The organism is Streptomyces sp. AM6-12 (genome assembly GCF_044327085.1).
In the GTDB taxonomy this organism is placed as follows: Bacteria; Actinomycetota; Actinomycetes; order Streptomycetales; family Streptomycetaceae; genus Streptomyces.
The window spans coordinates 122,373-137,717 of the sequence record NZ_JBIQWN010000003.1 but is presented as its reverse complement, the minus strand read 5'-3'; the positions used below and the strand labels follow the sequence as shown (position 1 = coordinate 137,717).

At 74.1% G+C, this 15,345-nt stretch carries 5 protein-coding genes; 1 reads left to right on the top strand and 4 read right to left on the bottom strand.

The genetic code is table 11. The annotated features are described in order from the left end of the window. Positions 1-120: 120 nt before the first annotated feature. The gene (locus tag ACE4Q9_RS33870) at positions 121-1,323 is read right to left on the bottom strand and encodes a cytochrome P450 (protein ID WP_397988454.1); all 1,203 of its coding nucleotides are present in this window, start codon (positions 1,321-1,323) and stop codon (positions 121-123) included. A 251-nt stretch (positions 1,324-1,574) separates the two neighbouring features. Between ACE4Q9_RS33870 and ACE4Q9_RS33865 the strand changes: the two genes are divergently transcribed. Then, complete coding sequence (locus tag ACE4Q9_RS33865) at positions 1,575-2,330, top strand: thioesterase II family protein (RefSeq protein ID WP_397988452.1); 756 nt, start codon at positions 1,575-1,577, stop codon at positions 2,328-2,330. Between the two features lie 103 nt (positions 2,331-2,433). Here ACE4Q9_RS33865 and ACE4Q9_RS33860 read toward each other — a convergent pair whose 3' ends face one another. The 3 genes from ACE4Q9_RS33860 to ACE4Q9_RS33850 form a co-directional block, all read right to left on the bottom strand. Beyond that, positions 2,434-5,571 (bottom strand): AMP-binding protein, encoded by a 3,138-nt coding sequence (locus tag ACE4Q9_RS33860; protein ID WP_397988450.1) that lies wholly within the window; start codon positions 5,569-5,571, stop codon positions 2,434-2,436. 67 nt (positions 5,572-5,638) lie between these two features. After that, on the bottom strand, positions 5,639-8,770 hold the full coding sequence (locus ACE4Q9_RS33855; protein WP_397988867.1) for a type I polyketide synthase: 3,132 nt from the start codon (positions 8,768-8,770) through the stop codon (positions 5,639-5,641). Positions 8,771-8,775: 5 nt separating this feature from the next. After that, positions 8,776-15,327: a type I polyketide synthase gene (locus tag ACE4Q9_RS33850; RefSeq protein WP_397988865.1), complete on the bottom strand. Its 6,552-nt coding sequence runs from the start codon at positions 15,325-15,327 to the stop codon at positions 8,776-8,778. Positions 15,328-15,345 lie beyond the last annotated feature (18 nt).

Below are 15,345 nucleotides of genomic sequence, written 5' to 3'. Positions count from 1 at the left end.
GGCCCGCCGTGGCGAACGGACGGCGCGCACCGGACCGGGAAAGACGACGGTTCCCTCCCTGCCCGGCCGGGTCCGGGCCGTGCGGGGAGGGAACCGTCGTGACGAGCGGGTGATCCGGCGTCACCAGGTGACCGGCATGTTCTTCACGCCGGCCATGGAGGCGGTGCCGCCCAGCACGATCTCCTCCTCCGGCACCGCGAGCCGGAGGTTCGGGAAGCGGTTGAGCAGCGCCGGCAGCGCCACCCGCAGCTCGACCCTGGCCAGTTGCTGGCCGATGCACTGGTGGATGCCGTGGCTGAAGGCGATCTGGCTGACCGCGTCACGCCCGACGTCCAGGGTGTCCGGGGAGGAGAAGTACTTGGGGTCGCGGTTGGCCTGCGCCAGGTGCAGCGTGACGCTCTCGCCCTTGCGGATGAGCTGTCCGTCGAGCTCCACGTCCTCCAGCGCGGTGCGGATGATGACCGGCACGATGGTCAGGTAGCGCAGCAGCTCCTCGACGGCGGACTCGGTCTTGCCCGGATCGGCGCGCAGCGCGGCGAGTTGCTCCGGGTTCCTGAGCAGGGTCCAGGTGCCGAGCGAGATCATGCTCGACGTGGTCTCCAGCCCGGCGCCGAGCAGCATGACGCCGATGTTGGCCAGTTCCTGGTCGGTGAGATCGCTCTTGGTGAGACCGCTGAGCATGTCGTCGGTGGGATGCGCGCGCTTCTTCTCCACGAGCCGGCCGATATAGGCCTGGAGATCGGTGACCGCCTTCGCCCAGTCCTCGGCCGAGATGGTCTCCCCCGGCCTGCTGGCGGTGATCACGATCGCCTCGCGCAGGAACTCCTCCTGGTCCTCGAAGGGGACGCCGAGCATTTCGCAGATCAACGCGGTGGGCACCGGCAGCGAGAAGGCCTGCACCAGGTCGGTCGGGGGGCCCACCCGCTCCATCTCGTCGAGCTGGGCGGCGGTGACCTCTTCGATCCGCTGGGTGAGCTTGCGGATGCGGCGCACGGTGAACTCACCAGCCAGCAGCCGCCGGTAGCGGTTGTGCTCGGGCGCGTCCATCCCCGTGAAGTCGCCGGGCTCGGCGGGCGGGTAGGGGCCGACCGTGCCGGTCTCGTAGGGCAGGTGCAGCAGGTCGTAGCGGATGCTGAACCGCGGATCGGCGAGTACCGCGCGCGTCACGTCACGGGTGGTGGCGAGCCAGCCGATGTGGCCGTCGGGATAGGCGAGCCTGCCAAGTGCGGGACGCTCGCGAAGCTCGGCGGGAGGATCAAAGGGACAGCCACCTGGCCGTTCGACCGGCAGGGCGGGGATGTCCGAGCGTTCCGTCGTGTCCATGGCGCAACACTGGCCCAGCTGACGGGTGCTCACAATGCTTCGACCGCCGGGACGGCACCGCTGGGCGTGGCAGGGCGATCGGCCTTGACATCCCCCTCGCCCATCGCTCCCGGCCTGTCCTGTCCACAGGACACGCGCGCGGCGGCCGGGTACACGCAGGCGCGGAATTCCACAACAGCGCTCCAGCCGGGCACGAGCGGAGCGAGAGAGCCTGAGCGTCCGGGACGGCAACGAAAGGGCGGCACGATTCCATGACCACGGCCACCGTGAACCCCGACACCCTGTGGATACGCCGGTACCAGCACGCGGATCCCGGCGCGGCCCAGCTCGTCTGCCTCCCGCACGCCGGCGGCAGCGCGTCCTTCTTCGTCCCGCTGTCCCGCGCTCTCGCCGGCCGGTGCGAGGTGCTGGCGGTCCAGTATCCGGGACGGCACGAGCGGCTCGGGGAACCGCTGCTGGACTCGGTCGAGAAGCTGGCCGACGCACTCTTCCCCGTACTGCGGCGCCAGCTCCGGGAGCCGGTCGCCCTGTTCGGCCACAGCCTGGGCGCGACCCTCGCCTTCGAACTGGCCCGCCGCCTCGAGGAGTCGGGAACGGTACCCGCCGCGCTGTTCGTCTCGGCCCGCCCCGCGCCCTCCCGGCAGCGGACCGGTTCCGTCCATCTCGGTACGGACGCCGAGCTGATCGCCCGGATGCGCTCGCTGGGCGGCACGGACGAGGAGATCCTGGAGGACGGGGACCTGCTGCGGCTGGCGCTGCCCATCGTCCGCAACGACTACAAGGCCGCCGAGACGTACCGCTACCGTGCCGGCCGACCCCTGAGCTGCCCCGTGCACGCGCTCATCGGCCGCGAGGACGCGGTGCTCGGCGAGGACGACGCACGCGCCTGGGGCGACCACACCACCGGGCCCTTCGCCCTGCACGCCTTCGACGGCGGGCACTTCTACCTCGTGGACCACGAGGAGGATGTCGTGGACACCATCGCCGGGCAGCTCCCGCCGGTCTGAGCCCGTACCCGGTGCGGCCCCGCCGGGGCCCGTCCCGTCGCCGTGGCCACCGGGTGCGGGAACCGGCTCACGCCCCGGTTCCCGCACCCGGTGGGCGTCGGGCTCAGAGGACGGCGCCCTCCTTCGTCCTCCTGCGCAGCGTCGGCCGGCTCGACCGGCCGAGGGCCGCCCCCATGTCCGCCAGTCCGCTGACGGTGCGCGCCACGAACAGCGTGCGGATGGACACCTCCAGGCCGAGCTCCGCCCGGATCAGACCGGTCAGCCTGATCGCCCGGAGCGAGTTGCCGCCGAGGTCGAAGAAGTCCTGGTCGATCCCGACCCGGTCGAGTTCGAGCACCTCGGCGAACGCCGCGGCCAGCACCTGTTCGGTGTGGTTGCGCGGCGCCCGGTAGCGCCCCTCGTCGAGCTCGGGCTCCGGCAGCGCCGCCCGGTCCACGCGCCCGTCGGCAGTCACCGGCAGGCTGTCCAGTACCGCGAACACCGACGGCACCATGAACTCGGGCAACCGCCCCGTGGCGAACCGGCGCAGCTCGTCGGCCGACACGCTGTGGCCGGCCGCCGGGACCACATGGGCCACCAGCCGCTGCTGCCCGGCCTCGTCCTGCCGGACGGTCACCGCGGCCCGGGCGAGACCGGGGTGTTCGGACAGCGCGTCCTCGACCTCGGCCGGCTCGACCCGGACGCCCCGCACGTCCACTTGGGCGCCGGCCCGGCCCACGTACTCCAGCCGGCCGTCGCCGACCCAGCGCACCCGGTCCCCGGTGCGGTACATGCGCGCGCCCGGCGGGCCGAACGGGCAGGGTACGAAGCGCTCCGCGGTCGGTCCGGGGCGACCGGCGTAACCGCGTGCCACCTCGGGACCGGACACGTACAGCTCCCCGGTCACGCCCACGGGGACCGGGGCCAGCCCCGGACCCAGCACATAGCGGGCGGTGCCGTCCACCGGAGTGTGACCGGTGACGACCGTCAGTCCGGGGCAGGCCTCGCGCACCCGGCGCAGCGCGGCCGGGGAGACGCGCTCACCGCTGATCCACACCGCGCTCAGCCCGGCCAGGCATTCGGGGCGCTGCGCGGCGATCACCGAGAAGAGTCCCGCGGGCAGCCGCACCGCGAAGGTGCCGTACGCCGTCCGCGCCGCGGCCAGCGCGTCGATGTCCAGCTCGCCCGCCGGGGCCACCACCACCCGGCCGCCGTTCAGCAGCGGCACCCACACATCGAGGGCGAACGCGTCGCCGGTGTGCGGGGCGTGCCACAGCACACCGCCCCGGCCGGCCGGCTGCCGGCGGCGGTCCAGGGCGAGGCTCACCAGGTTCCGGTCGGTCAGGGCGACCGCCGTGGCGGTACCGGCCGACGCGGAGCCGTGCCCGACGGCGAGCAGGGCGTCGCGGTGCGAGGAGGCCGGGGCGGCCGGCACATCGGTGTCGCCGTCGGCGGTCCCCGGCCAGAGGTCGTCGAGCACGAGCGCCGGTACGCGCAGGCCCGCGGAGAGAGCGCCGGCCGTCGCCGCGTCGGTGAGCAGCGCGTGCGCCGAAGCCCCGGCGATGTTTTCCGCGATCCGCTCGGCCGGGGACGCCGGGTCGAGGGGCAGGTAGGCCGCGCCCGCCTTCACCACGGCCAGCAGGGCGACGGCCAGGTCCACCGACCGGGGCAGCGCCACCGCGAGGACCGTCTCGGGTCCGGCGTGCCGGCGCAGCGCCCCGGCCAGGCGGTCCGACCGCTCGTCCAGCTCACGGTAGGAGACCGTCGCCTCGCCGAAGACCAGTGCGACGGCGTCGGGATCGCGCGCCACCTGCCGGGCGAACAGCTCCGCGACCGTGGCCCGCGGCAGCTGTACGTCCGCCTCGTGCGGCGCCGTCGGTGCCTGTTCCCGCCCGGTGCCGCGCACCACGTCCAGCGCGCCGACCGGCCGGTCACCGGCGGCCACCGCCGCGCGGATGTACGCGATCAACTCCTCGCCGATGAACCGCAGTTCGGCACGATCGTACAGGCTCAGGGGGGCGTCGAGCCGGATGTAGAGGTCGCTGTCGGGGCCGCCGTCGGTGTAGACGCCGATCGACAGCTCCTCGAAGGTCCCGGTCGTGGCGCCGAAGTAGCGAGCCGGGCTGTCGCCGAAGTGCAGCCGGTCGGCGAACTCGACGACGTTCACGACGGCGCCGAAGCTGCCGCGGCCGCTCATGGCCGTACCACTCGCGCGCTGGATGTCCGAGTAGTGGCAGGCGGAGTGACCCGAGATCTCGTACGTCTCGTCGACGATCGCGTCGGCGATGTCGGTGAAGGTCGCGCCGAGCGGGACCCGCACCCGCACCGGGACCACGTTCACGGCCAGGCCGGGCGTCCGGCTCGCCACCCCGATCCGGTTGCCCACGGCCAGCGAGAGAAGGAACTCCGGGCGGTCGCAGCGGTGCCGGAAGAACACCGCGGCCGCCGCCGCCAGCAGTTGGGACATCCAGACGCCGGCGGACCTGGCGGCCTCGGTCCACTGGTCCGCCTCGACGCGCGGCACGGTCAGGGTGCGGCTCGCCATGCCGATGGTCTCGGCCACCTCCGACCAGCGGTCGGCGCTGCCGAGCGGTTCGTTCAGCGCGGCCCGCAGCGCGTCGGGCAGCGCGACGCGCGGCACCTGGGCGGGCGCGGGCGCGTCGGCCAGATAGTCGCGCCAGAACTCGGTGTCCTCGGTGAACCGCGGGGAGGCACGGTAGTTCGCCGCCTCGGCCGCGAACGACTCGGCGTCCCAGGGGTGCGGCAGCCGCGGTACCGGCTCGCCGCGCAGCAGTGCCGTGTACACCTCGGCGAGGCGCCTGGAGAGGAGGCCGCCCGCGCCGTACCCGTCCGAGACCAGGTGGTGGTAGGCGATCACCAGCAGGGAGCGGGTCGCCGAGAGCCGGACCACGCCGAGCCGGAACAGCAGGTGCCGGGCCAGGTCGAACGGCTCGCGCACCAGGTCGGACAGTCGCTCGCGGGCCGCCTGTTCGGGGTCGGCCTCGGCACCGAGGTCCAGGAAGAAGGGCCGCCAGTCGCCGAGTTCGCGCGTGCGCAGGCGCAGTCCGTCGCCGTCGTCGACGAAGTTGACGCGCAGCACCTCCGCCTCGTCCATGACGTGCAGGAACGCGGACTCCATGACCGCGGCGTCCAGTTCGCCGTCCACGTCCCACATGGTCAGCGCATGGTTCGGCGTGTCAGGGGCCAGTTGCTGCGCCCGCCACATCCCTTCATGCGCGGAGGACACACCGAACGTACCCACACAGATCAACCCCTCAGCAGGAAGTGAGACAGCGGTTCAGGACAACGTGGCGCGCGGCGCCGGGAGTTCACCGCGGGCCATCCTGGGCCAGCGCGGTCGTGATGTGCTCGGCCATCAGTCGCGGCGTCGGGTGGCGCAGCACCGCGTTCGCCCGCAGTTTGAGTCCGGTCGACGCGGTCAGGCGCTTGCTCAGCTCCGATGACAGCATCGAGTCGAACCCGATCTTCATGAACTCGTCGTCGGGTCCGACGGAGTCGGCGCCGGAATGTCCGAGCACCAGAGCCACCCGCTCGACGACATGGTCGAGGACGAGCGCACGCGCCGCGTCGCCGGGAAGGTCCGCCAGCCGCTCCGACAGGGGGATCCGGCGGTCGTCCTCGTCCGTGGCCGGCTGTGCCGGGGACGCCGCGGCCGCCGGTGCGTGCGCCGGTGCCAGCCAGTACCGCTGCCGCTGGAACGCGTACGTCGGCAGGTCCACCCGGCGGCGCGTCCGGAACAGGGTGTCCCAGTCCACGGTCCCGCCCCGGACGTGCAGCGCGGCCAGCGAGCCGAGCACGGCCGCCACCTCGCCGCCGCCCCGCCGGGAGGAGGACAGCACCAGCGCGTCGGCCACGTCCTCGACCGTCTCCTGGACCGGTACGGTCAGCACGGGGTGCGGGCTCATCTCGATGAACACCCGGAAGCCGTCCTCGGCCAGGCGCCGGACGGACGTCTCGAAGCGGACCCGCTCGCGCAGGTTGTCGTACCAGTAACCGGCGTCCAGCCGCGCGGTATCGATCGCCTCGCCGTACAGGGTCGAGTAGAAGGGCAGCTTCGACGTCGTCGGCCGCACGTCGGCCAGCGCACCGGTGACCTGGTCGCGGACGCGGGTCACGTGGGGGGAGTGGGAGGCGTACTCGACCGCGATCCTCCGGGCCTGGGCGCCGTCGGCCTTCATCTTCTCCACGAATTCGTCGATCGCGTCCGGTTCCCCGGAGACCACCACGGAACGCGGTCCGTTGACCACGGCGACGCCGATCCGGTCGCCCCACGGTGCCAGCCGCTCCTCCACGACCTCGGCGGACTCCGCGACCGACGCCATCGTGCCGTGCCCGATCAACTCCACCAGGGCCTTGCTGCGCAGCGCCACGATCTTGGCGGCATCCCGCAGGGACAGCGCGCCGCACACATGGGCGGCGGCTATCTCGCCCTGGCTGTGGCCCACCACCGCGGCCGGTTCCACGCCCCAGGACCGCCACAGGGCGGCCAGCGACACCATGACCGAGAACAGCGCCGGCTGTACGACGTCCACCCGCTCCAGGTTCGGGGCGCCCTCGGCGTCGCGCACCACGTCGAGCAGCGACCAGTCGACCCACTCGGCCAGTGCGGCCGCGCACGCGTCGAGGCTCTCTGCGAAGACCGGGAAGGCGTCGTACAGCTCCCGGCCCATGCCGATCCACTGGGAGCCCTGTCCCGGAAACACGAAGGCGACGCCACCGACGTTCCCGGCTTCCCCCCGGACCACCCGCGGGGAGTCCACGCCGGCGCTCAACGCCGTCAGGGCGTGGACCAGTTCGTCCCGGTCACGGCCGAGGACCACCGCGCGGTGCTCGAACCGCGACCGGCCCGAGGCCAGCGACCAGCCCGCGTCGGCGATGTCCGCCTCCGTGCCGGCGGCGGCGAAGTCGCGCAGCCTGCCCGCCTGCTGTTCCAGGGCCTTCGCGGTCCGGCCCGACACCAGCCACGGCACCAGGCCACCGACGACGCCGGCGCCGGACCCGTGCGCCTGCTGCTGCTCCGGCCGCTGTTCCTGCTCCGGGGCCTCTTCGAGGATCACGTGCGCGTTGGTGCCGCTGACCCCGAACGAGGACACACCGGCCCGCCGCGGGCTGTCCCCGCGGGTCCACTCCCGGCCCTCCACCAGCAGTTCGACCCCGCCGGACGACCAGTCCACGTGCCGCGAGGGGGCATCGACGTGCAGGGTCTTCGGGAGGTACCCGTGGCGCATGGCCTGCACGGCCTTGATGACCCCGCCGACTCCGGCGGCGGCCTGCGCGTGCCCGATGTTCGACTTCAGGGAGCCGAGCCACAGCGGCCTGCCCTCGGCCCGGTCCTGCCCGTAGGTCGCGAGCAGCGCGCCCGCCTCGATGGGGTCGCCCAGGGTGGTTCCGGTGCCGTGGGCCTCGACCAGGTCCACGTCGCGGGCCGCGACCCCGGCGTTGGCCAGGGCCCGCCGGATCACCTTCTCCTGGGCGCGGCCGTTGGGAGCGGTCAGTCCGTTGCTGGCGCCGTCCTGGTTCACCGCGGTGCCGCGTACGACGGCGAGCACCGGGTGGCCGTTGCGGCGGGCGTCGGACAGCCGCTCCAGCAGCAGGACGCCCACCCCCTCGGCCCAGCCGGTGCCGTCGGCGGTGTCCGCGAAGGCCTTGCAGCGGCCGTCGGGCGACAGCGCGTCCTGCCGGGCGAACTCGATGAAGGCCGCGGGCGTGGACAGCACCAGCGCCCCGCCCGCCAGCGCCAGCGAGCACTCCCCGGCGCGCAGCGACTGCACGGCCAGGTGCAGGGCCACCAGCGACGACGAGCACGCCGTGTCCAGGGACACCGCGGGCCCGGTCAGGCCCAGCTCGTAGGAGACGCGGCCGGTGGCGACGCTCAGCGAGCTGCCGTACAGCAGGTAGCCCTCCAGCTCGCGCTGGCCCGACTCCAGGAAACGCCACCCGTACTCGGTGGAGCTGACCCCGGAGAAGACGCCGACGTCGGCTCCGCGCACCTCGGCGGGGACGATGCCGGCGCGCTCGAAGGCCTCCCACGACGTCTCCAGGAGCAGCCGGTGATGGGGGTCGACCGCGAGCGCCTCGCGCGGGCTGATGCCGAAGAACTCCGGGTCGAAACCGGCCACGTCGGCCAGGAAGCCGCCCTGGCGGGTGTAGGTGCGGCCGACGGCGTCGCGGTCCGGGTCGTACACGTCCCGCCAGCCGCGGTCCTCGGGGAAGGCGCCGACGACGTCCCGGCCCTCCCGCACCACGTCCCACAGCTCCTCGGGCGAGGACACGCCGCCCGGGTAGCGGCACGCCATGGACACCACGGCGATCGGCTCGCCGCGGCCCGCTTTCAGGGCGTCGTTCTCCTGCCGGAGGCGGTCGCGCTCCTCCAGCAGCGTGCGCAGCGCCCGCTGGATCCGGTCCCCGCCGTCAGCCGGGCGGTCGCCGGAGTTGGTCATGTCGCTCACCGCTTCTCCTCCAGAGCCAGGTCGACCAGTGCTTCCAGGTCCATCGCCGACAGTTCCTCCGCGCCGGTGTCCGCGTCCCCGCCCGTGGCCGGGTCCGCCGCCTGCCCGTCGCCGCCCGGTGTGGGCGGCCCGGCGCAGGCCAGGACCTGCTCCAGGAGGCCCGCGCTGCGCAGGCTGTCGACGGAGATGGTGTGCAGGACCGCGCGGATCCGCGCGTCCTCGGCCGCCGGGTCCGCGGTCCGTTCCGGGCGCAGCAGGCCGGCGAGGTGGCCGGCCAGCTCGCGGGGTGTCGGGTAGCTGAAGACGAGGGTGGACGCGAGGCGCAGTCCGGTCGCGGCCGCCAGGCGGTTGCAGAGTTCGACCGCGGTCAGCGAGTCGAAGCCGAGCTTGGTGAACGCCTGGTCGACGTCCACGGCCGTGCCGGAGGGGTGTCCGAGGACGAGGGCGGCCTGCTCGCGGACCCAGTCCAGGACGGCCGCCGCCGCCTCGTCGTCCGGCAGCGCGGCCAGCCGGGCGGTCAGGTCGGGCGCCCCGGCGTCCTGGGGCGTGCCCGCCCGGCTGCGGCGCGGACGGCCGCCCTCGACCAGGTCGCGCAGCAGCGGCGGCAGTTCGTCGCCGCCGCGGTGGCGCAGCGCGGCGAGGTCCAGCCGGGCCGGGACGAGAACCGGCGTGCCGAGCGCGGTCGCCGCGTCGAACAGGGCCAGCGCCTCGGCGGTCGGCATCGCGGCGACGCCCAGCCGCCGCAGCCGGGACAGGCCGGCCCTGTCCAGTTCCCCGGTCATGCCGCTGCTCTGCTCCCACCAGCCCCAGCACAGCGAGGTGCCGGGCAGGCCGGACGCCCTGCGGTGGGCCGCCAGTGCGTCCAGGAAGCCGTTGGCCGCCGCGTAGTTGGCCTGACCGCCGTTGCCGAGCTGGCCGGCGAGGGCGGAGAACTGGATGAACGCGGACAGGGGGAGTCGCCGGGTCAGCTCGTGCAGGTTGATCGCGCCGCCCACCTTGGCGTCCAACGCCCGGTCGACGCTCTCGGGGGTCAGCGTCTCGACGGTGCCGTCGGCCAGCGCCCCCGCCGCGTGCACGACCGCCGTCAGCGGGTACCGGCCGGGCAGGTCCGTGAGCAGGTCCGCCACGGCGGCCCGGTCCGCGACGTCGCAGGCGGCGACGCGCACCTCGGCGCCCGCGGCCTCCAGGTCCGCGACCAGTTCGGTGACGCCGTCGGCAGCCGCGCCCCGGCGGCCGGCCAGCAGCAGGCTGCGGACGCCGTGTTCGGCGACGAGGTGCCGCGCCACCAGCGAGCCGACTCCCCCGGTGCCTCCGGTGACCAGCACCGTGCCGCCGCCGAAGCCGTGTCCCAGCTCGAAGACCAGCTTGCCGACGTGGCGGCCCTGGCTCATCTCGCGGAACGTGCGGCGCGCGTCGCGGATGTCGCGGACGGAGACGGGGTTCAGCCGCACCCGCGAGTCGGCGAACAGCTTCATGACGGCGCCGAACATCTCCTGGATGGTGTCCGGGCCCGCCGCGTAGAGGTCGAAGGCCCGGTAGTCGACTCCGGGGTGCTCGGCCGCCACCTGGCCGGCGTCGCGGATGTCCGTCTTGCCCATCTCGATGAAGCTGCCGCCCCCGGACAGCAGCGTGAGCGAGGCGTCGACGAACGTGTGCGCGAGGGAGTTCAGGACGACGTCCACACCGCGGCCGCCCGAGGTCCTCAGGAACTTCGCCGCGAAGTCGAGGTCGCGCGAGGACGCGAGGTGCTCGTCGTCCAGTCCCAGGGCGCGCAGGGCGGGCCACTTGGCCGGGCTCGCGGTCGCGTAGATCTCGGCGCCGGCCCGCTGCGCCAGCTGGACGGCGGCCATCCCGACGCCGCCGGCCGCGGCGTGGATGAGGACGCGCTGTCCCTCCTTGAGCCGGGTCACCCGGTTGAGCGCGTAGTAAGCGGTGAGGAAGGTGCACGGCATGGACGCCGCCTCGGCGTAGCTCCAGCCGTCGGGTACGGGGACGAGCATGCGGTGGTCCGCGACGGCCACGCGGCCGAAGGCGCCGGAGAAGATGCCGGTCACCCTGTCCCCCGGTGCCAGGTTCGTGACGTCGTCCGCGACCTCCAGCACGACTCCGGCGCCCTCGCTGCCGAGCCCGGCGTCGATGGCCGTCCGGTCCACGAGTCCGAGGGCGATCGTGATGTCCCGGAAGTTGAGTCCGGCGGCCTGGACGGCGATGCGGACCTGGCCGCTCGCCAGGGGTCCGGTCACCTCGGGGCACGGCACCCAGACGAGGTTCTCCAGCGTGCCCTTGTCCGGGATGCCCAGCCGGTGGCCGTCCGCCGGGGGTTCGAGCCGGTGGTCCGCGGGTGCGGCGGGCGCCATCCGGGGCACCAGCAACGCGCCTGCGCGCAGCGCCAGTTGGTCCTCGTCGAGAGTGAGCGCGTCCGGGAACCGGGCCCAGGAACTCTCCTCGTCGTCGATGTCCACCAGCCGGAACCTGCCGGGGTGTTCGGTCTGGGCGGAGCGGATCAGGCCCCACACGGAGGCGCCGGGGAGGCTTTCCACGCGCTCGCCGCCGCCGGTGTCGAGTGCCAGGCGGGTGAGCACCACCAGCGTGGTTCCGGCGGCCCGGTCCGCGGCGAGGAAGCGCTGCACCCGGTCGAGCACGTACTTGTCCGCGTCGCCGACCGCCGTGCGCAGGCCGGGGCCCCCGTCGGTGGAGTCGTCCAGGCACAGGACGAGGTGGCGGGGTGCCTGCCCGGCGAGGGCGTCCTCGAGGGACGCGTGGTACGCCACGGGTCCCTCGCCCACCGCGGCCAGCCCGGCGGCCAGTCCGTCCCGCGCACCGAGCACGGCCCACTGCCCGGCCGGGGTCTTCGTCCCGCGCTGCCGGACCGGCCGCCAGCGCACCTCGTACAGCGACCGCTCCCGGCCGCCGCGCGCCGCGCGCACCTGTTCCGCGCCGGCCGGACGGAAGGTCAGCGCCCCGATGTGCGCGATCGGGCGGCCCTGTTCGTCGGCGATCGCCAGGGACACCACGCCCTCGCCCGCCGGGCGGAGCCGGACCCGCACGCTGGAACCCGCCGCCCGGGACAGCACCGCCCCGGACCACGAGAAGGGCATCCAGCCCCGCTCGCCCGTCACCTCGATGACCCCGCCGGCCACCGCCGCGTGCAGCACCGTGTCGAGCAGCGCCGGATGCAGCAGGAACCCGCCGCCGGCCGGGCCGTCGGCGGCATCCGGCAGGGTGGCGAGGGCGAAGAGGTCCTCGCCCTGCCGCCAGACCTCGCGCAGCCCGCGGAACACCGGCCCGTAGTCGAACCCGGCGTCCGCGAACGTGTCGTAGAGGTCTTCGGTGCCGATCCGCCGCGCCCCGGCCGGCGGCCAGGCGGCGAGCGCGTGGGGGTCGTCGGTCGACGCGGGCGCCGGCGCCGTGTCCGGTGCCAGGCTTCCTCGCGCGTGCCGTACCCAGCCGCCCGCGTCCCCGTCGTCCTCGCCTGAGCGCGAGTACACCTCCAGCGAGCGGTGTCCTCTCTCGTCCGCACCGCCGACGACGATCCGCACCTGTACGTCGCCCGGTTCGGGCAGGACCAGGGGTACTTCCAGGGTGAGTTCCTCGACCGCGGGGCAGCCGACGCGCTCGCCCACCGACAGCGCCAGGTCCAGGTAGGCCGTCGCCGGTACGACGACGGCACCGAACACCGCGTGGTCGGCCAGCCAGTCGTGGGTGCGCAGCGACCACAGTCCGGCGAACACCGCCTCGTCGGTGCCGGGTTGCTCCACCATGGCACCCAGCAGCGGGTGCCCCGGTGCCGCGAGACCGGCGGCGGCGACGTCCGCGGAGCCCATTCCGGCCAGCAGGTCCAGCCAGTAGCGTTGCCGCTGGAAGGCGTACGTCGGAAGGTCCACCAGACGGCCCGTGCCCAACAGGGCGCGCCAGTCCACCTCGACGCCCTGGACGTGCAGCCGGGCGAGCGCGCCGACCAGTGCCTGCCGCGCCCCGCGGTCGCGCCGCGAGGCCGACAGGACCAGCGCGTCGTGCACACCCTCGCCGGCGAAGGCCTCCGTGGTGATGCTCGCGAGTGCGGCACCCGGACCCACTTCGAGGAAGACGCGCGCGCCGGCCGCGCGGGCGCGGTCCACCGCGTCGTGGAAGCGGACGGGTGCGCGGACGTGGTCCACCCAGTGCGCGACCGACGTCAGCTCCTCGGGCGTGGCCTCGCGGCCCAGCCGGGTGGAGACGACCGGGATCGACGGGGTGCCCGCCGGGAGGGTGCCGAGCGCCGCCGCGAACTCGTCCAGGACCGGGTCCATGAGCGGGGAGTGGAAGGCGTGGCCGACGGCGAGGAGCTTCGCGGACGTGCCCTCGGCGACGAGCCGGTCCCGGAGCGCGTGGACCTGGTCGCGCAGGCCCGAGACCACGACCGACTCCGGGCCGTTGACGGCGGCGACGCCGACGCGGTCGTACTCGCCGAGCAGCGTGGCGACGTGGGCCTCCGAGGCGCGTACCGCGAGCATGGCACCGGGTTCGGTGACCGTCTGCATGACCCGGCCGCGGGCGGCCACCAGCCTGGTCGCGGTGTCCAGGTCGAGGGCGCCGGAGACGTGGGCGGCGGCGATCTCGCCGACGGAGTGACCGATGAGGTGGCCGGGGCGCGGAGCGTACCGTGTCAGGAGCCGGTACAGGCTGACCTGGAGGGTGAACAGCGCCGGCTGTGCGATGTCCGTGCGTTCGCGGCCCTCGGGCTCGTCGGCGAGGAGCAGGGGTTTGAGGGCGAAGGGCAGATGGGCGTCGAAGCGGGCGCAGATCTCGTCCAGGCTGCGCGCGAAGACGGGGTAGGCGTCGTACAACTGCCCCGCCACACCGGCCCATTGGGCGCCCTGGCCCGGAAACATGAAGGCGGTGCCGCCCGGTTCGCCGACGACCCCGCGCACCACGCCGGCGGCCTCCGCGCCCTCGCCCAGCGCGGCGAGTGCGGCCAGCAGCTCGTCCCGGTCGTGGCCGAGCACCACGGCACGGTGTTCGAACCGCGCCCGGCTCGCCACCAGCGACCAGCCGATGTCGGCGAGGTCCGTGTCCGGTGCGTCGGCGGCGAACTCGCGCAGCCTCTTCGCCTGGGCCCGCAGCGCCTGCTCCGAGCGCGCCGACACGACCCAGGGCACCGGTGCGCCGGTGCAGGCCGGTGCCGTGCCGGCCTGCGGCGCGGTCTCGTCCTGCGGTTCCGTCCCGTCCCGCGGTGCCTCTTCGAGGATGAGGTGTGCGTTGGTGCCGCTGGCCCCGAAGCTGGACACGCCCGCGCGCCGGGGCCGTCCGGGTGTGCCGGGCCACTCACGGGCCTCGGTCAGCAGCTCGACCGCCCCGGCCGACCAGTCCACATGGGACGAGGGACGGTCCACGTGCAGCGTCCTCGGCAGCACCCCATGACGCATCGCCATGATCATCTTGATGATGCCGCCGACCCCCGCGGCCGCCTGCGTATGCCCGATGTTCGACTTGAGCGACCCCAGCCACAACGGACTGCCCGGCTCCCGCTCCTGCCCATAGGTCGCCAGCAGCGCCTGCGCCTCGATGGGATCGCCCAGGGTGGTACCGGTGCCGTGCGCCTCCACCGCGTCCACGTCGCGGGCCTGCAACCGGGCGTTCGCCAGCGCCGCCCGGATCACGCGCTGCTGGGCGGGCCCGCTCGGCGCGGTCAGCCCGTTGGACGCCCCGTCCTGGTTGATCGCCGAGCCCCGGATCACCGCCCAGACGCGACGCCCGTTGCGCCGCGCGTCCGAGAGCCGTTCCAGCACCAGCATGCCCACGCCCTCGGAGAAACCGGTACCGTCCGCCGCGTCCGCGAACGCCTTGCACCGCCCGTCCGCCGACAGCCCCCGCTGCCGCGCGAACTCCCGGAACACCTGCGGCATCCCCACCACGGTGACGCCGCCGGCCAGGGCCAGACCGCACTCGCCCTGCCGCAGCGACTGCACCGCCTGGTGCACCGCCACCAGCGACGAGGAGCACGCGGTGTCGACCGACACCGCCGGGCCCTCCAGACCCAGCGTGTACGACACCCGGCCGGACGCCACGCTCAGCAGCGAACCGGTCTGCCCGTAGCCCGAGATGGCCTCGGGGGTGAAGAAGTGGTTGCCGTACCCGAAGTAGGCGATCCCGGCGAAGACACCGGTGTCGCTGCCGCGCAGGGAATGCGGGTCGATGCCGGCCCGCTCCAGGGACTCCCACGAGGTCTCCAGGAGCAGCCGCTGCTGCGGGTCGGCGGCGAGTGCCTCGCGCGGGTTGATCCCGAAGAACTCGGCGTCGAAGTCACCCGCGTCGTACAGGAATCCGCCCGAGCGGGTGTAGCAGGTGTTCGGCCGGTCCGGGTCCGGGTCGTACAGGCTCTCCAGGTCCCAGTGGCGGTCCCGCGGGAAGTCCGACATGGCGTCGGTGCCCGTGCGCACCAGCTCCCACAGTTCCTCCGGGGAGGCCGCGCCGCCCGGGAAGCGGCAGGCCACGCCCACCACCGCGATGGGCTCGGCGGCGGCGTCCGTCAGCTCCCGCAGGCGCTTGCGGGTCTCCATCAGCTCGATCGAGGTCCGCTTGAGGTA